The 21,945-nt window shown below is 39.1% G+C and carries 14 protein-coding genes; 2 read left to right on the top strand and 12 right to left on the bottom strand.

Annotated elements, in window-relative coordinates; genetic code table 11:
* Positions 1–90: 90 nt before the first annotated feature.
* The 8 genes from HDC90_RS15885 to HDC90_RS15850 form a co-directional block, all read right to left on the bottom strand.
* Positions 91–1,770: an alpha-amylase family protein gene (locus HDC90_RS15885; protein WP_184468049.1), complete on the bottom strand. Its 1,680-nt coding sequence runs from the start codon at positions 1,768–1,770 to the stop codon at positions 91–93.
* 182 nt (positions 1,771–1,952) lie between these two features.
* Entirely contained in the window at positions 1,953–4,271 is a 2,319-nt protein-coding gene (locus HDC90_RS15880; RefSeq protein WP_184468048.1) for a glycoside hydrolase family 65 protein, read from the bottom strand.
* A gap of 99 nt (positions 4,272–4,370) precedes the next feature.
* A complete protein-coding gene (gene pgmB, locus HDC90_RS15875; RefSeq protein ID WP_255497707.1) occupies positions 4,371–5,072 on the bottom strand; it encodes a beta-phosphoglucomutase in 702 nt (233 codons plus the stop codon).
* A 119-nt stretch (positions 5,073–5,191) separates the two neighbouring features.
* A complete protein-coding gene (locus HDC90_RS15870) occupies positions 5,192–7,126 on the bottom strand; it encodes a glycoside hydrolase family 13 protein (RefSeq protein WP_184468046.1) in 1,935 nt (644 codons plus the stop codon).
* Between the two features lie 73 nt (positions 7,127–7,199).
* The gene (locus tag HDC90_RS15865; RefSeq protein ID WP_184468044.1) at positions 7,200–8,210 is read right to left on the bottom strand and encodes a SusE domain-containing protein; all 1,011 of its coding nucleotides are present in this window, start codon (positions 8,208–8,210) and stop codon (positions 7,200–7,202) included.
* Between the two features lie 18 nt (positions 8,211–8,228).
* Positions 8,229–9,812 (bottom strand): RagB/SusD family nutrient uptake outer membrane protein, encoded by a 1,584-nt coding sequence (locus HDC90_RS15860; RefSeq protein ID WP_184468043.1) that lies wholly within the window; start codon positions 9,810–9,812, stop codon positions 8,229–8,231.
* A 15-nt stretch (positions 9,813–9,827) separates the two neighbouring features.
* Positions 9,828–12,815, bottom strand: coding sequence for a SusC/RagA family TonB-linked outer membrane protein (locus HDC90_RS15855; protein ID WP_184468042.1), 2,988 nt, complete (start codon positions 12,813–12,815; stop codon positions 9,828–9,830).
* Between the two features lie 433 nt (positions 12,816–13,248).
* A complete protein-coding gene (locus tag HDC90_RS15850; protein ID WP_184468040.1) occupies positions 13,249–14,262 on the bottom strand; it encodes a LacI family DNA-binding transcriptional regulator in 1,014 nt (337 codons plus the stop codon).
* 282 nt (positions 14,263–14,544) lie between these two features.
* Here HDC90_RS15850 and HDC90_RS15845 point away from each other — a divergent pair, with 282 nt between their 5' ends.
* Positions 14,545–14,904: a PleD family two-component system response regulator gene (locus tag HDC90_RS15845; RefSeq protein WP_184468039.1), complete on the top strand. Its 360-nt coding sequence runs from the start codon at positions 14,545–14,547 to the stop codon at positions 14,902–14,904.
* Positions 14,905–15,099: 195 nt separating this feature from the next.
* On the opposite strand, the gene HDC90_RS15840 is transcribed toward HDC90_RS15845, so the two are convergent.
* The gene (locus HDC90_RS15840) at positions 15,100–15,453 is read right to left on the bottom strand and encodes a DUF6717 family protein (protein WP_184468037.1); all 354 of its coding nucleotides are present in this window, start codon (positions 15,451–15,453) and stop codon (positions 15,100–15,102) included.
* Between the two features lie 66 nt (positions 15,454–15,519).
* Between HDC90_RS15840 and dinB the strand changes: the two genes are divergently transcribed.
* Positions 15,520–16,620, top strand: a complete 1,101-nt coding sequence (gene dinB / locus HDC90_RS15835) for a DNA polymerase IV (RefSeq protein ID WP_184468035.1) — start codon at positions 15,520–15,522, stop codon at positions 16,618–16,620.
* Positions 16,621–16,977: 357 nt separating this feature from the next.
* Here dinB and HDC90_RS15830 read toward each other — a convergent pair whose 3' ends face one another.
* The 3 genes from HDC90_RS15830 to HDC90_RS15820 form a co-directional block, all read right to left on the bottom strand.
* Positions 16,978–19,452, bottom strand: coding sequence for a glutaminase family protein (locus tag HDC90_RS15830; RefSeq protein ID WP_184468033.1), 2,475 nt, complete (start codon positions 19,450–19,452; stop codon positions 16,978–16,980).
* Positions 19,453–19,661: 209 nt separating this feature from the next.
* On the bottom strand, positions 19,662–20,495 hold the full coding sequence (locus tag HDC90_RS15825; RefSeq protein WP_184468031.1) for a PKD domain-containing protein: 834 nt from the start codon (positions 20,493–20,495) through the stop codon (positions 19,662–19,664).
* Between the two features lie 24 nt (positions 20,496–20,519).
* Complete coding sequence (locus HDC90_RS15820) at positions 20,520–21,944, bottom strand: PA14 domain-containing protein (protein ID WP_184468029.1); 1,425 nt, start codon at positions 21,942–21,944, stop codon at positions 20,520–20,522.
* Position 21,945: the final 1 nt, after the last annotated feature.

Genomic DNA, 21,945 nt, shown 5'->3' with positions numbered 1-21,945 from the left:
AGCGCTTAGCGCAAGGCGCAAGGCGATATATTTTGATTACTATATTATGTTCAATCGCTAACCGCACGACGCTTGACGCACCGCTAGTGGTTAAAACGCTATCACCTGTGCACTTACCGGCGCAATTGTTACAGGTATACTTGTTTCTGCCGGGATATTTAATTTTCTGTCTGTTAACAGATCTGTAACCGGAGATGAATGTTTAACTTTTAAAATCTGATCGGGGATTTCGATATTGGCGATTAAGGTTTGTGTCCGATCAAAATTGGCCAATACCAATAAACGCTGTTTGCCCGAATAACGGATAAAAGCATACATACGGTTATTCATATTACCTGTAGCTGGCACCTCATAAATCTCACCGTTCATTACGGCATCGCTGGTTGAGGTAACTTTTAATAATTGTTTATAAAATGTTCTAAGTTTTAGCTGATCATCATTTAACTTTCCGCCATCAAAAGCCCCGTTATTCATCCATTTCTGGTGTTTTGGAACACCCCAATAATCGAAGATGGTTGTCCGGTTATCATCTCCACCAAAACCTTCCTGTCCTTTTCCTGGCTCGCCAACTTCCTGACCAAAATAAAGCATTACCGGACCTGAGCCCAATGTTGCTGAAACAACCATCGCTGGTAAAGCCAGTTCAGCCCTGCCTGCAAAGCCGGCAGAAGCAATCCGTTCTTCATCATGGTTTTCTAAAAAACGCAACATGTGTTTGCCAAAACCCGCACTCTCTACCTGCCACACGTGTTTAATCGCTGCTACATCTGCGGTTGGCTCATTTCTGATCAGTTTTTTAAGTCCATCGTATAAACCAACTTTATCATAGAGGTAATCGAACTTGCCTTCATCTAAATATTGACTGTAAACTTTTGGGTTGTAGGCTTCTCCGATAAAAATTAAATCAGGATTCACTTTTTTAACCTGTGGAATTACCCAGTTCCAAAAAGCAATAGGCACCATTTCGGCCATATCACATCTAAAGCCATCTACCCCCTTATTAGTCCAGTAGGTTAAAATATCACGCATTTTTAGCCAAACGGATGGAATGGGATCAAAATATTGCTTTTCACCGTTCTGATAATCTATGCCATAATTCAACTTAATGGTTTCGTACCAATCGTCGTATTTAGGAGAGGCTGAGAAAACATTATTCCCTGTAGCCTTAGCGGGGGTTTCATTAAACTGATCATCCTGAATGGTAGAAAGTGGCGTTTTTTGTCCACCAGCCGGAACCACAAAATGTTGCCCTGGAATGTAATAAAAATCGTTTTTAGGACTAAAAGCTTTGCTCACATCATCCTTGGCACCAAAATCGATTGCATTTTTTGGTTTTGCATAAGAATGGTAGCTTCTGGCCACATGATTGGGAACAAAATCGATCAGCACTTTTAAGTTTTTAGCATGTGTTCTTTTCACAAGTGCTTCAAACTCTTTCATTCTGTTTTTAACATCAACAGCCAGATCTGGATCTACATCGTAATAATCGCGGATGGCATAAGGCGAACCTGCTCTACCCTTTACCACATCAGCATCATCCGGTTTAATTCCATACGCAGAATAATCGGTTAAGCTCGCATGGGCGAGTGCTCCGGTGTACCAAATATAGTTTACATGGAGTTCTTTTATGCCATCTAAAGCTTTTTCGGTAATATCGTTAAACTTACCGGAACCATTTTGCTCGATGGTTCCGTAAGGGGCATTAGTTGTATTTTTATTCCCAAATAAGCGGGGCAATAACTGGTAAATAACGATCTGCTTATCGTTCATTTTTGTACGCTGTTTTTGTGCAAAGGATGGCAGTGAAAATAGTAAAAAGAAAACATACAATACGCAGGTCTTCCCCCTGCCCCCTCCCAAGAGGGACAAAAATAGAGTCGAAAAGCTTTTTCCAATGATGGAAGATTGAGATTTTAACCCACTACCTTCAACCTTTAAACCCTCTACCTTTCTCATACGAACGCTGCATTGTTCACTTCAATTTCGGTATTTCCTCCCAATTTATAGACCTGATTTCTGATACCGATTTCTAAATCAATGGTTGCATTGTTTTTAATACTGATACCGCTTTCGGTAATATTAACCTTTAAGGTAGCTCCCCTGAAGCCGACGGTAAACGAGAAAGACTTCCATTTGCCTGGCAAGAAAGGATTAAACTGCAGTTTACCATCGCGTACACGCATGCCTGCAAAACCTTCTACCACACTCATCCAGGTACCGGCCATAGAAGTGATGTGCAAACCATCTTCGGTATCGTTGTTATAATCATCTAAGTCTAAACGGGCGGTACGTAAATAAAATTCGTAAGCACGGGCTTCGTCGTTTAATTTTGCGGCCAAAATACTATGTACGCAAGGCGACAATGAACTTTCGTGCACAGTACGAGGCTCATAAAAATCGAAGTTGCGTTTTAATGTATCCAGATCGTAATTTTCTTCAAAGAAATATAAACCCTGTAAAACATCGGCCTGTTTAATAAAACACGAACGTAAAATCCTGTCCCAGCTCCATTTCTGGTTAATTGGTCTTTCGCTTGCAGGCAGATCTTTTACTAAAGTTTGTTCTTTATCTAAATATCCATCCTGTTGTAAGAAAATACCCAATTTTTCATCTTGTGGATAATACATTTTCTCGATGATATCGGCCCAATCAGCAAATTCCTTTTGATCGAAATTTAAGTTTTTTAACAAACTATAGTATTTTTCAGGTTGCTGTATTTTTACAATTTCGGCTGCTTCGGTTGCATATTTCATACACCATGTTGCCAGAATATTGGTGTACCAATTGTTGTTTACGTTGTTTTCGTATTCATTCGGCCCCGTTACGCCAAGCATTACATATTGCTGTTTATCGTTGCTCCAGTTAACACGCTGTTTCCAGAAACGGGCGATACCGATCAATACTTCTAAACCGAAATCAGAAAGATAACTTTCATCGCCAGTATAACGGATATAATTAAAAATGGCAAAGGCAATGGCTCCATTGCGGTGGATCTCTTCGAAGGTAATTTCCCACTCATTGTGGCATTCTTCACCGTTCATCGTTACCATTGGGTACAGTGCGGCACCAGCTGTAAAGCCTAATTTTGCTGCATTTTCAATCGCTTTACCCAATTGTTTGTGGCGATATACCAACAAGTTTTTACTTACTTCCTGTGGAGCTGTTGCCAGGTAAAAAGGCACACAATAGGCCTCAGTATCCCAATAGGTTGAGCCACCGTATTTTTCGCCCGTAAAACCTTTCGGACCAATGTTTAATCGGTCGTCTTTACCGGTATAAGTTTGAAAAAGCTGAAAGATATTAAATCGGATAGCTTGTTGAGCCGAAACATCACCTTCAATAACGATGTCGCTTTCTTCCCATTTCGTTGCCCATGCTTCGCCTTGTTCTTTTAACAAAGTATCAAACCCCTTGGCAGATGCTTTAGCAATTACCGATTTTGTTTCTTTTAAAAGTGACTCTTTTGGGTAATTTTCTGAGGATAAATTCGCGGCAATTTTAACGAGCGTAATCTCTTCATTTGCTTTTAGATCAAGAGAAAAAGTTTGTCCAACAAATTTCTCTTTTCGAACTGCATCCGGACTGATATCTAATTTCTCCTCATTTTTATACAGCGCAATATTACTCCCTGTACAAACTTCAAATTCTGTTTTCTTTGTCCTAAGTTTAATATAAACCTCATTTCCAGTAATTTCATCTGAAACTTTATCCCAGAATTTTTCGTCGTAGTTGCTGTCCTGATTTTTAACATCGCCATCAATAAAAGGTATTAATGTTAATCTGCCATCGCAATTTAATGGTGTAATACTATAACGGATGGCACCAACCTCATCATCGGCAATGCTGCAAAAACGGGTCGATTTAACTTTTAAGGTTTTACCGCTTTTTAATTTCGCTGTAAAGGTCCGCTCTAAATATCCGGCATGCATGTTCAGCACACGTTTAAAATCACTTACCTCCGCTGTTGCTAAATCAAGAATTTCATCGTCTAGCTTTACTTCAATACCTACCCAGTTTGCAGCATTTAATACTTTTGCAAAATATTCGGGATACCCGTTTTTCCACCATCCCACACGGGTTTTATCTGGATAATAAACACCTGCAACGTAATTCCCCGGTAGGGTTTCTCCGGTATAAGTCTCTTCAAAATTAGCGCGCTGGCCCATACGGCCATTACCCAAACTGAAAATACTTTCCGAAATTTTATTTAAATGTGGATCAAAGCCTTCTTCGATAATATTCCACTCATCTGCTTTAATGTAATTTTTCATATCTAGTATCAAGTAGGGAGTTACTTGTATCAAGTATTAGTATCGGGTATCAAGATAAATTCACCACTTGATACTGACTACTTAATACTTGCTACTCCTTTACAACTCTTCTAAGTCTTTAACTGTTAATTTGTCTAATCCGCTTACTACCTTATCAGCTTCGGTAAGCACGCTTTTTTCGCCTATACCGATGGCTTTCATTCCACCTCTTTTTGCAGCTTCTACTCCTGCAACCGCATCTTCAAAAACCACACATTCATCAGGTTTAAAGCCTAGAAGTTCGGCTCCTTTTAAAAATACTTCAGGATCGGGTTTTGATTTGGTAACCATGTTTCCGTCAACTATTTCATCGAAGAAACGAGCAAGATCTGTTTTTTCTAAAATGATGCCTGAATTTTTACTCGCCGAGCCTAAAGCCAATTTGTAACCCGCTTTGTGAATCGCGGTTAAGAAATCAACCGTACCGGGCAAAACTTCTGCTGGTGTCATTTTGGTAATCATATCTACATACCAGCTGTTTTTCAATGTCGCCAGTTCTTCTTTTTCTGCATCGGTTTTCTCTATTCCTCCCCAGTCGAGAATCTTATTTAAACTTTCTACTCGGCTAACACCTTTCAACTGTTCATTCTGCTCTTCTGTAAAATCGAAACCCATGGTATTGGCCAAGCGTTTCCAAGCTTTATAATGGTAAACCGCGGTATCTACAAGTACGCCATCAAGATCAAAAAGACAGGCCTTTATTGAGGCAGATGGAGGAAGGTGGAAGGTGGAAGGTTCTGTATGATTATTATCTTGCATCATTGTTATTTTTTTTATTATCGAGTAGAGCGTATCAAGCAGGGAGCATTGAGTATCAAGACTATAGTATCTAGTAGCAAAATATAAACCCTATACCTTACCCCCTCAACCTCTTACCTTTTCTATCTTAACTCAAGCACCAACGTTGTTTTGCCAGGTACTTTAATGTTTTTGAAATCGATATTTTCGCTTGTGATTACATTTTTAGCGCTTGTAATTCCTGTTGTTCTTTCGGCGAAACGATCGGTATTTAATGTTTTTTCTTTTTCAGTGTTATTTACAATAACCATTACGGTGCCTTTTGGTTCGGTATTGTAGCGGAAATAAACATAAATATCATCTTGCGGCACAAATTGCATCAATTTACCGGTTTGCAATGCAGCGCTGCTTTTGCGGAAATTGGCTAAGGTTTTAACAAAGTTAAAGGCCTCATTTTCTTTATCCGTACGGCCACTGGCAACAAATTTATCTTTTTTGTCGCCCTCCCAACCACCAGGAAAATCGGAACGGATCAGTCCATCTGGATTGGAAAAGTTTTTCATTAAAATTTCTGTTCCGTAATACATTTCAGGAATGCCGCGCATGGTTAACAGGATGCTTATTCCCATTTTATATTTATCGAAATCTTCGCCAACCATCGAGTAGAAGCGGCTCATATCGTGGTTATCCAAAAAGATGCAGTTGGTATTTGGGTTTTTATAAAGAAAATCGTGCGCTAAGGTGGCATACAAACGGTTGATTCCGTCTACCCAACCATTTTTTCCGTTTATCCCTTCGTAAATCGCATCTTTTAAAGTGGCATCGGTAATGCCTTGCAAATGGGTATCAAAACCGCGGTTAACGGTATTGCCACCTGTAAAAAAAGCCTGATTCGCCACTGCGGTTACCAATGTTTCGCCAAAAACTGATAAGTGCGGAAATTCTGCCTGAACTTTTAAAGCCCAATCGGCCATATAAACCGGATCGTTATATCCGTAAGTATCCAAGCGTAAACCATCAATACCAGCATATTCGATCCACCAGATGTGGTTTTGGGTCAGATAATTCTGCACATATGGATTGGTTTGGTTTAAATCTGGCATTGAAGGTACAAACCAGCCATCTAACATCTGTTTACGATCGGCCGCGGATGCGTGTATATCCATTATGGTCTGATCGCGGTAACTGGTTTGGGTGTATTTTGGCCATTGGTTTAACCAGCTTTTCATTGGTAAATCTTTATAAAACCAATGTTGGGTGCCAATGTGGTTGTGTACAATATCTTTAATTACCTTTAATCCTTTGGCATGGGCAATCTCGACATACTTTTTGTAAAGTGCATTTGTTCCATAGCGGGGATCAATTTTATAATGATCGGTTACCGCGTAGCCGTGATAAGAAGCTTGCGGCATGTCATTTTCTACCTCTGGGGTCATCCAAACTGTGGTCACCCCTAAATCCTTCAGGTAATCGAGGTGGTTAATTACCCCCTGAATATCACCGCCATGGCGATAGTACATGCTATCGCGGTTTAACGCGGTTTCGGTTAAACCTTGCACCACATCGTTGCTTTTATCGCCGTTCGAAAAACGATCGGGCATCAGCAAATAAATAAAATCTTTGTTGGTTACGCCCTGAATTCTGCCCGTACTTTTATCGCGGTTTTTTAATTCGTAGGTGTAACTGAATATCTTTTTGCCGTTTACAGAAAAATTAATCGGGAAACTTCCGGATTTTACTGTAGCGGCAAGTGTTAAATCGAGAAATAAATAATTCGGGTTTTCAACTTTGTTAACCTTTACGAGTTTTACCCCTGAATAAGTTAATGAAACCGAGCTTGAAGCAATGTTTTCGCCATGAACCAATAATTGCAACTTAGGATTTTGCATCCCCACGTACCAGAACATCGGTTCTACACGCTCTAGCTTTTGGGCAAAGAGATTGATACTGTTAAACAGTACAATAAGGATAAGCAGCATTTTTTTTAATCCCCGCGCATTTACGTGGATTTTAGTTTGAGCATTAAAAGGAGAATGAATAACGGAAAGAAACGTAGCAGGGGCAGAAGATTTTATCATGCTAAAACTTTTTAATGTTTTTAAAAATCCTGCAGAGATCAAAAGATTTCTGCAGGAATAGTTTAGTTAATGATTAAATTTTAACCATGGTGAAAGCACCTGTTTTACCATCGGCATTAAGTGTTAAGGTTAGCTTATATGTACCGGCAACAGTAACATTAATATCTGCACCACCATCACCAATACTGGTTCCCCAATCGTGATTTCTTCTGAACTTAAAGGCACCTGGAGTTAAAGCAACTGTTCCAATCCATGTATTTTTGCCATCATTTACCGGGCTTAGGTCGGTATCAACAGACCAGTTACTTCCGGGAATTGCATTACCAATAATCGACCAGTAATCTGCATTGGCTATGGTATAGACATTCGCATTAAGATCAACAGTTAACAGTTTAAAACCTGCCGAAACGGAACTGATATCGCCACCTGAAGTGCTGAGTTTACCACCTCCGGCATCGCCATAAGCTACGTCCCATTTTTTGGCTGGAGTAACTTTAAAATTACCACCATCGAACTTAATAATTCCGGTATAAATGCCATTTCCAGTGATGGAAACTAAACTGTCGGCTGTTGCCGGGTTCCATCCTTGATATGCTCCAGGCACATATACCCATGAAGTTAAAGGAAATGGCTTTGCACTTATAGAAACAACATTGCTGTAAACCGGAGCTACCGCATTAGAGATGGCCGCTTTTACCCTGATTTCTACATCAGAATTTACAGCGGTAGATAAATTTAAAGAAAGCAGTAAGTTATTAAAATCCAATCCATTGTAACTTTTAGTGGTCACATTTGCATCAATAATTACTTCTTTTGTTTTATCTGCTGCAAAATTTGCCCCTTTAGGAGACAGTTGTAAGGTATTGGTTACAGCTGCCTGATAACCAAAATTAGCATTGGTTAAGGTAAAAGTAATCACATTGGTGGTGAGCATGCTTTTGTCCAAAACTACCGACGTAGCCGAACTTTTTAAAGAACCTCCGGTACCTGCATTGGCTATGGCACGGGTTTCGTCTTTTTTGCATGACCATAGCGATAGCGCGATAAAGCTAAGAGCTAAGGATTTAAAGAATATTGATTTCATCTTTATAAAATATTAAGATTAATAACCTGTGTTTTGAACCAAATTCGGATTAGCAATTAAATCTGCTGTCGGAATTGGATATAAGTTACGGTAAGCGGGTAAACTTGCTCCTGCTTTAACACCACCTTTGAATGGCCATAAATAAGAAGCCCCGGTAAATTTACCATAGCGGATTAAATCGGTACGGCGGTGTCCTTCCCAATACAATTCGCGGGCACGCTCATCTAAAAAGAAATCTACCGATAGGGTACTTACATCGCCACTGTTGTTACCGTAAGCACGGCGACGTAAATTATTCACATATATAAGTGCTTGTGCAGTACTACCACCTGAACCACCACGCATTACGGCTTCACCATAAATTAAGTATTGCTCTGCCAAACGGAATAATGCAAAATCTAATGAACTGAACGTTCCGTTTAACGATGCAGGTGTAACTCCTCCTGAAGTAACGTTTTTAAATTTGGTTACTCTTAATCCATCTGTAAATACTCCAATGTCATCTACATTGCTTTTTGTACCAAAAAATATACCGCGTTTATCTGCCGTTCCATTAGGATCAGGAAATAATGCCGGTAAATTCTGACGGGTCCTGTTACCACCCCAACCACCTGAAGGTACTCCATATGATGCAGGACTCATGTCTGCATTAATTGCAGCATTAATTAAAAAGGTAGTTCCACCGTAGTTTGTTCCCCTTACACCATCATAATTGATGGTTAAAATGTTTTCTGTATTATTTAAGTTGTTATCTGCTAAAAATAAATCTTTGTAATTGGCTTTTAATAAATAACCAGAGTTGATAACCTTAGTTGAATAAGTAATAGCTTCAGTATATTTTGCTGTTCCGGTGTAAACCTGAGCATTCAAATATAATCTGGCTAACAATGCCCAGTCTGCAGCTTTATCCGCACGACCATAATCGTTAGTACGAGGATCAGCCAAATCGCCTTCAATGGCTTTTAATTCTGATTCTACATAAGCAAACAAAGCTGCTCTTTGAATTTGCTTAGGATTGGTTTTACCAATTGCATCCTCTTCTGTTACAAAAGGGGGATTTCCGAAACCATCTAATAAAACCCAATACTGAAATGCTCTTAAGAAACGGGCTTCGGCACGGTAGCGTTGAACAGCTGAAGCATCGGCACCGGTAATATTCCGACTCGCCAGCTTCTCTGGTGTACTTTCGCGAAGAAACTCATTGCAAATGGTGATTTGCAGAATGCTTTTAGAATATAAACCTCTTAAAAATTGATTATCGGTATTCCAGGTTGCGTAGTCTAATTCGGGAATACCGGTATCTCCCCAGGCACAAACTGCTTCATCGGTTACCAGCTCCTGGGAGGTCCAGAATAACCTAAAGAAATCTGCAAATCCAGCATTCAAGCCACCAATATCGCTATTATCTGATCCTGTTGGACTGGTTAATGCATAAGTAGCGTACAATTTTACCAGTTCTTGTTTATATCCTGCAGGTGTAGCATATACTACATCGGCAGTTACATCATTCGTAGGCTTTAAATTTAAGGCATCTTTCTTACAAGAATTTAAAGAAAGTAATAAACCTGTGGTTGCCAATATTATTTTAAACGAATTTTTCATTTCTCTTTATCTTTATTAAAAACCAACATTTAAACCTAAAGTGTATGTCCTTGGTCTAGGATATAACTTAAAGTCGATACCATCTGTTAACTCAGGATCTACTCCTTTATATTTAGAGATTACGAACACATTCTGGCAGTTGGCAGTAATTCTTAAATTGGTGTTGCTATTTTTAAATAACTTACCGGCATCGTAAGCCAGGCCAAGGTTATCCATTTTTAAGAATGAGGCATTTTTAACATAGTAATCACTTAAATACTGACTTGTAGTGAAATTGGTGTTTAAGAAATCTACACCAGCATTGTTAATTAAGCCCGCTGCACTAAGGATATTGTTTCTGATACCAAAGTTCGATGAAACGTTATCATAAACATAATTGCCCAGGTTAGCTCTCAATACCGTACTAATGGTCCATTTTTTATAGCTGAAGGCCGTGTTGAACCCCAAGGTAATTTTAGGATCTGGCGACTTATAAAAATACTGATCGCTTGAGTTAACCACACCATCACCATTTAAATCTTCATATACGCCTTCCAGTGGCTTTCCGGCGCTATTATATACCTGTTTGTAAACAAAGAAGGCACCAGGAAGCTGATTTACCGCATTGTACTTAATGGTAATCCCTGTTCCGCCAGAAATATCGCCAGCACCTTGCTTGCTTCCCGGATCAGGATTTAAAGTTAAATTGGTTACCTTTCTTTTGTTATAAGCGGCATTAAAACCAAAATCCCATGAAATGTTTTCTGTTTTGATCGCTGCAAAATTCAAGCTAAACTCAGCTCCTCTTACATCCATATTACCCACATTGGTAGTCAATAGGTTGTTGAAATTGGTACCCACCGGAATATTTACAGTTGATAAAAGATCCTTTGTTTTTTTGTAATAAACATCTAAGGCGCCATAGATTCTTCCTTTGAAAAAGCCATAATCTAAACCAGCATTATAGGTTGTTGTGGTTTCCCATTTTAAATCCGGATCATAGGCAGAAGGTGCGTAATAATCGTAAAAAGTATCACCAATCTGGTACTGGCCTGTATTGCTATTGGAATAATATTTAGCCAAATAACTATAATCGCCAATGGTATCACCATCTTTATTACCCGTTTCACCGTAGCTTAATCTCAGTTTTAAATCTGAAACCGCTTTACTTTCTTTTAAGAAGTTTTCGCCCACAATTCTCCAGGTAAAACCAACCGAAGGAAAATAACCCCAACGGTTTTCGGCAGCGAACCTTGATGATGCATCTGCACGCATAGTTCCCGAAAGGATATATTTATCAGCTAAAGTGTAAACCAACCTTCCGTAGTAGGACAATAATTTGTTGCGATCAACAGAGAATGGAAACTTAGGTGTTGTTCTTAATACACCTGTTGCGCTATACTCGTTAAAGCTATAGTTTGTTTTAGCATTATCATAATAACCATAACCCGCAGTTACATCAAAACGGCTTCTGATACTGGTCACATCTTTGGCATAGTTTAAATAAAACTCTGATACCTTATTGTTGGATGTATTTAGAGATTGGGTAGCCGATCCGTTAGTTGAAAAACTTGTAGCGGCAAATGCCGGAACAAAAATACGTCCTGCTCCCTTAGAAACATCGTAACCTAAATTTAAGTTAGCATGTAATTCTGGTAAAAAATGGAAAGAATAGTCGAATCTTACATTTCCAAAGCTTCGGGCAGCATTTCCGTTATTATCTCTTAGCATGATCTGCGCTACCGGGTTTCTTGGTGCATTAGGGTTTAAGGTTCCATCTGCTCTTAACCACTCGAAATAATTTCCAAACTGATTATTTGCGGTAACCGATTGCGTAGGATCAAATTGGATCGCATTGGCAATGGCATTATTGTTATCATTCGCAAAGTGAGATTCGGTTAACGTACCTTTCAGGCTTAAATCAATTTTTAAGTGATCGGTGAATAATCTTGGGGAAATCGTAATGGCTCCTGTAGCCCTGTTAAACTTATCGGTAATTAACAAACCCTGTTGATCTAAATAACCTGCAGATACGCGATAAGGAACCCCGTGAAATTTACCTGCAATACTGAGATTATTATCAGAAGCAAAAGCATTTTGAAAGATTTCATCTTGCCAATCGGTATTTGCTTTTCCTAAAAGCGAAACAAATGTTTTGCCCTCTGCATAAGTTGCAGTTGGATTGGCATTTACAAAAGTACGGATTTGATCTGCCGAGAGCACATCTACCTTTTTTGCAATGGTTGCAACAGAATTATTTGTACTGAAATTAATTACAGGTGCACCTGTCCCCCCCTTTTTAGTAGTAATTAAGATTACGCCATTAGATGCTCTCGAACCATAAATTGCTGTAGCATTTGCATCCTTCAACACGGTAAAATTCTCTATATCATTTGGATTGATCAATGATAAAGGACTAGGTGCGTTATCGATTGATTTTCCACTGAAGGGAACTCCGTCAATAACAATTAAAGGATCGTTACTGGCATTTAAAGAAGCTCCTCCACGGATACGGATCTGACTACCAACCCCTGGCTGACCGCTGCTGCTAATAATGTTAACCCCAGCTACTTTACCTTGAATTAATTGTTCAGGCGTTGTAATCGTTCCTTTTTGAAAATCTTTGGCACCTACTGTAGTGATTGATCCGGTTAGGTTTTTCTTTTCTGCAGTACCATAACCGATTACCACTACCTCGTTCAGTTTTTGTGCATCAGGCACCAATTGAAAATTAACAGTAGCATTTGCTGAAATGCTTACGGCTTTATCAAGGGTTTGATAACCGATAAAACTTACAGATAGTGTTATCGAACCATTCGATAAACCTGCTAGTTTATAATTACCATCAGCATCGGTTGATGTACTTCTTGTTGTTCCTTTTACAACTACAGAAGCGCCAGGTAATGGCAGGCCGGTTTCATCAAGCACTTTACCAGATACCGATCCGGTTTGTGCTTTTACCATTAATGCTGAAAAAACTAACAGCACCAAAAGCCCCTGTTTTAACAGGTAAAATACTCTCATATTTGAAGCTCGTTTAAGTATAAAAATTTGGTTAAATATTATAGTGATTTACACACAGGTCTAATTTACAGCTGTTAATGATATTTCAAAATTTATTTAAAAAATATATTTCGGGCTAAAATACAGACAAGAAAACCAGCATAAAAATTAGCTTTTTCTGGCATGTAAAAATCTATATTAAATAATTGTTAATTTTTTAATTATCTAATAATAAGTATATTAAAAATGTAAAATCTAAATTTAAAGTGTAATTATTACACTAAGCCATTTTTAATGCTTTTTTCGGGAACGTTCCCGAAAAAATTGGATCAAAATTCAGTCATCTTTCGGGAACGTTCCCGTAAATCGGTCTAAATTCTGCGTATTTTACACTAAGTGAAGAAAATTTTTGAAAATTTTAGTCTAAAAACATGCCCGTTTTTTGAGCCATTTTTTAGCCATTTCCGGTCGAGTTTCGCTTGATAATTTTAGACACTAAAACTACCTCATTTGGCAGATTTTTATCGGCATGATTATCTAAAATAGTAAACAATAATTTAGCCGCTTCCTCTCCTATTTCGGTGGCCGGTTGGGTGATGGTGGTGAGCGAAGGATTTAACAAGGGAGCAATTTCCAAACTAGAAAAACTGATCACTTTTAAATCTTTTGGGATGTTGATATTGAGATCGTAACAAGCATAGTAAGTAGCAAAAGCCAAACGTTCTACCGAGGTGAAAATACCATCGGGTTTTAATTGAGTTAAAGCCTCTTTAATGATAATGCTATTCTCTTCGTAACTGTTGCTGCAATCTATAACCAGGTTTTCTTCGAAAGGAATCTGGTGTTTAGCCAGTGCATCAAGATAGCCCTGCATACGGGTTTTACCTATTGATAAACTTTTATTAACCACCAGGTAGGCAATTCTATTGCAGCCCTGCTCTATTAAATGTTCTGTAGCCAGAAAACTGCTATTATAATCGTTGGTAATTACTCTTGGTGTATCAATATCTTCATAAATTCGGTCGAAAAATACCAGCGGTAATCTTTTACTGCCAAATTTATTGAGGTAATTATGATCGTTGGCTTCTCCGGAAACCGACATAATAATACCATCGGCCCTACCATTGTGTAAGTGGCGAATGAAGGTTACTTCCTTTTTATATTCATCATCCGTTACGTAAATGAGAATATGATAACCGTTTTCTCTGGCTACCCGCTCAATACCGTGAATAGCCTGCGAGAAATAGTTGTTGGCCAATTCGGGCACAATAACCGCAATGGTTTTGCTTTTTTGCTCCCTTAAATTACTGGCGTAATGGTTGGGCTGATAGTTTAATTCTTTCGCCTTGGCTAATATACGCTCTTTGGTAGCACCATTAATGTCACTATTATCCCTAAAAGCCCTCGAAATTGTAGAAGTAGATAAATTTAATGCTTCTGCTAACTTCTTAATATTAATACTGTCCATCTTTGGCTATTAAACCCAATTAGTTTGAATAAACGCTGTAAATATAAACTATAAATGTCCGAAATATTTTATAAGCTTTAAAATTATTCCATTTGTAAGCTCGGCATTGAGCTATAAGATCCAGTAATAAAAGTGGTTGATGCACCCCTTGGCAAAATACTTTAAATAAATATTCATTTTTTTTAAAACAAAAAGCATCTTTACCGCATTAATAACAGTACGCGATCAATCATCTTCTCATTTACCAGTGAAAAACAAAACGATATGAAATAAAATTACAAAATGGGAAATAAGAAAATACTCATCGCAGATGATGATGAAGGAATTGTTGATGCTGTGACGATGATTTTGGAAGTGATGGGTTATGATGTTGAGTTTACATATGATGGTGGGGCGGTTATAGATGCAGTAAAAAATAAACCAGACCTGATTATGCTAGATATCTGGATGAGTGGACATGATGGCAGGGATATCTGCAAACAGCTTAAAAACGACCCTCAATTTAAGGAAATTCCTATTTTAATGATCTCAGCCAGCAGAGACATCAGGCAATCTGCACTGGATGCCGGTGCGAATGATTTTATGGAAAAACCATTTGAAATGGATTCGCTGTTGAATAAAGTAGAAATTTTATTGGATTAGCCAACCGCTACCCTCATGTGTAGCAAAGCGGAAAGTTATGGAGTAAACCGGGCCTTAATCGAGTTCGCCGAAGGTAATTTATTTCACTTTTTTATGACGATCCTGTTGGTCATTTGCTGCAGGGTAACGCTGCAACCGGGGCTAATTGCAAAATCGGTGTTTCATTGGTAGGGTTGCAGATGCCCGCTTTAGTGATTATTTAATTTCTTTAAAATAAATCCTTTCGGGCAATTGTTCAAAAATAAACTCCGTTACATGACAAAGCCAAAGTTTATGGTTTTTAAATTCTCCTCTAAATTTTTCTAACAGATAGTCGCCACCACCGCCTAAATTCTCTTCACGCACATAAACAAGATCCAAAATTTCAGCATTTTCAATATACTCATCAGCCATCAGTAATTTGCATTCATCCGCGGCAACCGCTATCCAGTTTAATAATTCATCGGCACCTTCTACCATCTGCAGATCGGCTATATCGCCGCCCCATTCCGGTATATCGGCATACCATTCGTGCTTTGCATTTTTATAAAAACGAATTGCTCTCTCCATATTTTGTAAAGAAAAAAAAATCTAGCTCAATAATCCTGATAAAAATCACGAAATTTAGATCATTGCATGTCTGATTCAACTCCAACGGTTTTAAGAAAAATAATCCATATCGATATGGATGCTTTTTATGCATCTGTAGAGCAGCGCGATTTTCCTGAATACCGAGGGAAGCCTTTAGTGGTAGGTGGCAAGCCCGATAGCCGTGGTGTGGTTTCTACAGCCAGTTACGAAGCCCGACAATATGGAATCCGTTCGGCAATGTCGAGCAGCAAAGCCTACCAGCTTTGCCCGACAGCAATTTTCGTATACCCACGTTTTGATGCCTATACCGCGGTTTCGAGAGCGCTTAGGGAGATTTTTAGTCGATATACTGATATTATAGAACCCCTTTCATTGGATGAAGCTTACCTTGATGTAACGGAAGACAAGCTCGGAATTGGATCAGCTATTGATATTGCACAATCAATTAAAGACGCGATTAAAAATGAGTTAAACTTAACGGCTTCGGCAGGCGTATCCATCAATAAGTTTGTGGCCAAAGTAGCTTCAGACATGAACAAGCCCGATGGTTTAACTTTTATTGGCCCGTCGAAGATTGAAGCTTTTATGGAAAAACTCCCGGTAGAAAAATTCTTCGGGGTAGGTAAAGTTACCGGCGCCAAAATGAAGGCCATGCAGATTAATACAGGTGCAGATTTAAAAAAATTAACTGAAGCCCAGCTTGTTGCCCAATTCGGGAAATCGGGAAAGTTTTATTATAAAATTGTTCGTGGTATTGATGAACGCCCGGTTCAGTCGAATCGCGAAACCAAATCAGTTGGTGCAGAAGATACCTTTCCCGAAGATACCAATGAAGATTCGGTGATGCACGACCTGCTGAAACAGATTAGTGAAATCGTGGCCAAACGTTTGGAAAAATACCAACTGAGCGGTAAAACAGTAACCTTAAAAATCAAATTTGCCAATTTTAAACTCATTACGCGCAGCCGGTCTTTTGCTACGCCGATAAACAAAGCAGAAGTGATTTATGCAGAAGCCATCAAACTTTTAGAAGAAGCAACCATTGGGCTAACCCAAGTACGGTTGTTGGGTATTACTTTATCGCGGTTTTATGATGATGTGGAGATCGAAAAGCCAGAAAGCAATCAATTAGAATTTGAGTTTTGAAAAATAAGTCGTCATTGCGATGAGGCTATTTCGGCCGAAGAAGCAATCTTACAAACGCTATGATTTTTATTTCGGTCATTGAGGCAACAATGGGCAAGATAAAAAAAACAATTTTCATTTGAAGCGCAAAGCCGGTAAAAAATTGTAGGTTTCTTCCCGTTTTACGCTTATACGCTTCGCTGCCTCGTACCTCGTTGCTGCAGGGTAACGCTGCAACCGGGGCTATATTCAGATCTGTGGTGGCACAGACCAAGAGGAGAGATACTGATATTACGTGAGGACACGTAGCATGGCGGGAATAAAAAAGGTCCTACAATTTAATGCAGAACCTTTAATTGTTTATTTTAAGGGGTAAAATTATCTGCCAGCCAATTTATCGGCAAGCATTTTCATATAAAAACCGCCAACTACACTCCTGGCTTTAAAGTTATCGCGTATACCTGTATTTGAATCGTAAAAATCGTTCAAAGGTACTCTCGATTCAGTTTCGATAGCGTGTTTGTACACCGGGTGCACCAAAGCCTCAAATTCTTTTTGGGTAGGAGCAAAAGTGGCCGTCCATAAAATCCAGTCATTTTTGGTGTAGGCTTTTCTGCTGTCCAATGGAATGCCATACCTGTTTTGTTTGGTTAGGTAATATTTAGTTTCGGTATCGTAAATCTTTTGAGGGAACAGATTTAAGTTTAATACTTTATCCCAAACCAGGTTGTATTTCTGGCTCCAGGTAGCTTTATTATCAAAAGTTAAGGCATAGTGATCGCCTGCATCGGCCATTTCTATCCATTTTGGCACCATATTTTCGGCAATATCACGGTATTTTTTAGCTATGTCTGTATAACCTAAAGTTTGTGCCATTTGTGCATAACAGGCAATACCTACAATTGCTTTTACCGATAAATTGGCATTACGGGCCAGGTGACCAGCAAAATCATCGGTACACAATTGCGTTTTAGGATCTAAACCCTCTTTGGTTAAATAATCTACCCAGGTGGTCAAAGTTTTCCAGTGTGCTTTGGCGTAGTCGGCATTTCCTTGTGCTTTAGCAATGGCAGCAGTTAAAATAATCATGTTGCCCGATTCTTCTACCGGCATAGGCTCGCCATAAGTTTGTCCATTTGCCAAAGGATAGGTACCTAAATCGTGCGCAGCCCAAGGGTGGGGATATTTTCCGCTTTCGCTGAAATAGAAAATACCGTTCAACATGCCCTGTAATAATTCTGGATTATAAATGAGGTATAATGGCGCCGAAGGGTAAGTTACATCAACAGTATTAATAAAACCACCACTGTTGTTTTCTTTAGATAACCATAAAATTTCGCCCTGCGGACTCTTTACCAAAGTATGCGCAGCAATGCTCTGACGATAAGCTAAAACACATAAATCTGCATATTCTTTACCACCTGATTTTAAGGCATCAGCATATAAGTTTTGATTAAAAGCCTCGCATTTCTGAATCACGGTTTTGTACTCGTCTGCAGCAGCGCTTAATTGTGCTTCGATGGTTTCTTTACCTGAGGTATTCCACCATGGTCTTAAGTTTTTATTAAAATATTGAACGGAATAAATTTCATCATAACCCAATTCAACATATTTTTCTACCGCAGCTTTACCTACCGGTCCGAAAGGGATAACGGTATTTAATGCAAGCATTTTACCCTGTTTAGCCGTTGAAGCCGAATTTCCTTTTCTAAAAGCATCAGCAGCATCTTTTTCGGTCGTTACAAACTGGATGGCATTGCTTGTTTTTGGCGCAGCCACATAAAAATAGCCCCAATCAATGCGCATGTCATCACTTGCTTTTTGAAGAACTGGCTGTTCTACTGTACCCGTTTTTAATACCGATAATTTGGCCGTGCTATATTTACTTGCTGTAACTTCTTGCGTAGGGCGGTAAACTGCAATGTTTGATGATGCACTGAGGTATACTTTTACCTGGTGGGTTTTACCATCATTTGCTTTTACCTGATAGGAGACGTAAGAAACCGGACGTGCAAATAAGCCCATATCATTCATTAGCAAAGGAGATGTAAAAGTTAATTTTAAATCTATCTTGCCGCAGGTAAAGTTATAAATGGTTTGTGTAGCATTAATATCAACACTTTTTTGTTTAGCTATCTGTACTTTTTCGGCATTATCCTTTAATTTGTCTACTAAACCAAAATCAAGAAAACGGCCCCCGGCAGTATTAATCAGGTGGATGGCAATTACATTCGATCCGGCTTTTAAAGCGCTTTTATCCCCATTGCTTAAGGCAATGTATTTAAAATCATTGGTCCAGCCTTCTTTGGTATAAATTTTCTTCCCATTTAGGTAAACCTCAATATTATCGTCATGGTTGAGCTTTAAAAACAGTTCGTTTATTGATGCTGGGTTAGCTATGTTAAAGGTTCTTCTTACCCAGATATCGTGCGATTTCCACAATGTTTTCACATTTTTGGCATCGTCTCCTATTGGGGCATTACCTGTTTGCCAGTTGCTGGCCGTATAATTTGCAGCTTTCCAATCGCCTTGAGGTTCGGTTTCTGTATATTTTACTTCGTAACCTTTTTCATCTGAAGCAGGTACAACTGTTTTGTAAGTAGTGGTTTCTTTACCTAAAAAACGATAAATTCCACCATCAACATTAATCATCCCCAAAAGAGAATGATCGGCACCCGTCCAATGTTGGGTAGCAGATTCGTTTAATTTATCGGTGTTAGACCAAATGCTAAAATAGGTATTGTGCGTAATTAAGGGATAAGCCGGGGCTTTACGCTCTTGTGCTTTTAGCAAACCGCCTACAAATATGCAGCCCAGTATGCCCAAGAATTTTAAAGTGTTGGTTTTGTTCATAATTTGTATGTGTGTTGAAATCTGATTTATATTCTGGTTAGATTTAACGTTAGTTAAACGTTTTACTAAAGTATAAAATATAATTTACTTTTTGCTAGAGATGCTGATTTTTTAATTGTCTTTTTGACATTTAAAATCAATCTTCAAAAAAATACATGAAGTTTTTAAGCTCCATGTATTTTTCAAATTGTGTGTAAAACCTATTTAAACTAAGGCTGTTTTTTGTTGATTGTCCACTCGGCCAATTGAAATATACGGCTACCCCTGTTTGCTTTGATGTACAAACGGTAGAATTTATAGGCCACATAGTTATCAAAGTGAAAAAGTTTGGTTTGTTTTCTGCTTGGTCCGCTGTTTTCATTTGCCCATGGGCACACCGTTACGGTATGTAAATCGGTATACTGAATGCCATCTAACGAGCCCTGTAAAATCCAGTATCTCGGATCGCGGTCGGCGGCATCGTTCCCTGAAGTCATGGTATAGGCACCCACTACTTGTGGTGTATTAAGCTCGAAAGTGCAACGTTGTGTACCATCAAAACCTGCCTGCAAAAATTTGGTATTGATGTCCTGATCGACAAGTTTACTAGATCCTTCAGCAGAATTGGGACCTGCACCAGCCTCGAGGTTAACTGAAAATTTACCGCCAATGGTTTTCATGTAGTTTTCGCCATATTTGGTTGGATCGAAGTTAGGGTCGACCACTTTCAGGTTAATCTCTTTAGTTGCAGAGTATCCTTGTCCATTACGGATGGTTAAAATTACCCGGTAAGTACCCGGAAAACGGTACACGTGTTTAGGTGAAACCTCAACCGAAGTACTGTCATCACCAAACTGCCACAACAAAGTTTTATAATTTTTGGGATCGGCCGTAAACTGCACCTCCTGGTATTTCGCCGGGTCTGGTATTTTATAATCGAATGCAACCAGTGGTTTGGGCTCTTCTACTACCGGTACAACCTCTTCCGTACTGTTCTTTTTGCACTTTACCGTTAACACAACGATAAGCAGTAAAAGTGCACAGATGTTGAATAATCTTTTCATGTTACTTTTCATATCTATTTATGTTTATGGGGTTGGGAATAATTGTGTTTTTGGAATAACACGTTTACCTGTAATACCTGCCGAAGGTACTTCATATTCAAGTTTGGCTTCTTGACCACCAACATTTTCGCGGTGGTGTACCTCAATTCTGTATTTGATTCCTCGCTCTAGCCGGATGGTAGCCTTCCTTCCAGGCTGACTCCATTGTGTGGTGTAATCGTCGATTATTGCTTTCCCATTAATAAATAACCTTGAACCATCGTCCCATGTAGTCTGGTAGAAAATATAATCGCCTCTTACCGGTGCCAAAAATTCTCCCGACCATCTTGAAGCAAAATTATCAAAACTTACTCCTGCATTTTTAGGCCAGTCATCACCGGCGAAATTAATTTCGGCATCAATCCTTGTTGTTGTTGGTGCTCTTCCATCATCAGGTGCCAGCTGGGTATCGGTATAGTATTTCGCAATTAAACCAGTACCGTTGCCAATAATCGGGGAGTTGTTATCGAGGTTTACGCTTGGATCTACCACCACAATTACTTTACCTTTTGTAGGGTGGATAACGTGATTGGTATTATCGCTAAGGCTTAAAGCAAAGGCAAATTTTTTATTGGCTACGATGTTGGCATCAAAAACCGGCCACGGAATGGATAGCCTGACCGTTGCACTGCTTGCCCCGGTGTTAAACCGCACCAAAGTATCGAGGGTAAAATCTTTAGCAGCCAAGTGGATGGCATTTATTAGGGTACCTGCCGAAAGTAAGGTGGCAATGGTATCGATATTATCTTTGATCTTAACATTAAAGGCTGTTGTAGGCGCATTATCCAAACTGATAATCAATGGAATGGTGACCCCGGCAGGCCCAACCTGATAATTTGGTCCCTGAACAACTGTATAGATACCACCGCCTTGAAAAGTAAGATAATGTACATCACTTTGTTTCAGTAAATCGGATGTATTAATAACAACCAAAATAGTAGATTTACCGCTGGCAATTTTGTTGCCTTTGCCTGGTGCAGATAGCTTTAAAGCAAAAACCACTTTCTTACCCAGGTAACGTTCCAGTACAGATCTGCGTACAATAGCTATTCCTTCAGCATTATCGGTACCATAAGCTACATTAATTACATTGGGGTATTCTACCGCTGCCGATGGCATGAGTACGGCATTGGTTAAGCCTCCGTTATTAATTAACTGGGTAACGGTATCGTTATTTAAGGTTAAACCTACCTGAAAAGCCTCTTCAGCCATACCCGAAAGGGAGATTTTGAAAGGCACTTTTACAAACTGGTTGTCCATGGTTACATTGCCTACCACAATTCCTTCTCCTGTAATGCTTTTACCGGCCGGATCAGGCAGTTTCAAATCTTCTATCTGCGATTCTTTACAAGAATAGGCACCAATAATGATGATGAAACCTATTAACAGGGTGTATATAATTTTTTTCATT

Origin of the sequence: Pedobacter sp. AK013 (genome assembly GCF_014205835.1) — a bacterium.
Lineage (GTDB): Bacteria > Bacteroidota > Bacteroidia > Sphingobacteriales > Sphingobacteriaceae > Pedobacter.
Note: the sequence above shows the minus strand (reverse complement) of the source record. Positions and strands in the feature narration are given on the sequence as shown.

What these genes read in the sequence shown, in the direction of transcription:
- HDC90_RS15840 (WP_184468037.1), bottom strand. Translation starts at nt 15,453, where the DNA reads ATGGAGAGAGCAATTCGTTTTTATAAAAATGCAAAGCACGAATGGTAT.
- HDC90_RS15830 (WP_184468033.1), bottom strand. Translation starts at nt 19,452, where the DNA reads ATGAACAAAACCAACACTTTAAAATTCTTGGGCATACTGGGCTGCATA.
- HDC90_RS15820 (WP_184468029.1), bottom strand. Translation starts at nt 21,944, where the DNA reads ATGAAAAAAATTATATACACCCTGTTAATAGGTTTCATCATCATTATT.
- HDC90_RS15860 (WP_184468043.1), bottom strand. Translation starts at nt 9,812, where the DNA reads ATGAAAAATTCGTTTAAAATAATATTGGCAACCACAGGTTTATTACTT.
- HDC90_RS15880 (WP_184468048.1), bottom strand. Translation starts at nt 4,271, where the DNA reads ATGAAAAATTACATTAAAGCAGATGAGTGGAATATTATCGAAGAAGGC.
- HDC90_RS15845 (WP_184468039.1), top strand. Translation starts at nt 14,545, where the DNA reads ATGGGAAATAAGAAAATACTCATCGCAGATGATGATGAAGGAATTGTT.
- dinB (WP_184468035.1), top strand. Translation starts at nt 15,520, where the DNA reads ATGTCTGATTCAACTCCAACGGTTTTAAGAAAAATAATCCATATCGAT.
- pgmB (WP_255497707.1), bottom strand. Translation starts at nt 5,072, where the DNA reads ATGATGCAAGATAATAATCATACAGAACCTTCCACCTTCCACCTTCCT.
- HDC90_RS15865 (WP_184468044.1), bottom strand. Translation starts at nt 8,210, where the DNA reads ATGAAATCAATATTCTTTAAATCCTTAGCTCTTAGCTTTATCGCGCTA.
- HDC90_RS15855 (WP_184468042.1), bottom strand. Translation starts at nt 12,815, where the DNA reads ATGAGAGTATTTTACCTGTTAAAACAGGGGCTTTTGGTGCTGTTAGTT.
- HDC90_RS15825 (WP_184468031.1), bottom strand. Translation starts at nt 20,495, where the DNA reads ATGAAAAGATTATTCAACATCTGTGCACTTTTACTGCTTATCGTTGTG.
- HDC90_RS15870 (WP_184468046.1), bottom strand. Translation starts at nt 7,126, where the DNA reads ATGATAAAATCTTCTGCCCCTGCTACGTTTCTTTCCGTTATTCATTCT.
- HDC90_RS15885 (WP_184468049.1), bottom strand. Translation starts at nt 1,770, where the DNA reads ATGAACGATAAGCAGATCGTTATTTACCAGTTATTGCCCCGCTTATTT.
- HDC90_RS15850 (WP_184468040.1), bottom strand. Translation starts at nt 14,262, where the DNA reads ATGGACAGTATTAATATTAAGAAGTTAGCAGAAGCATTAAATTTATCT.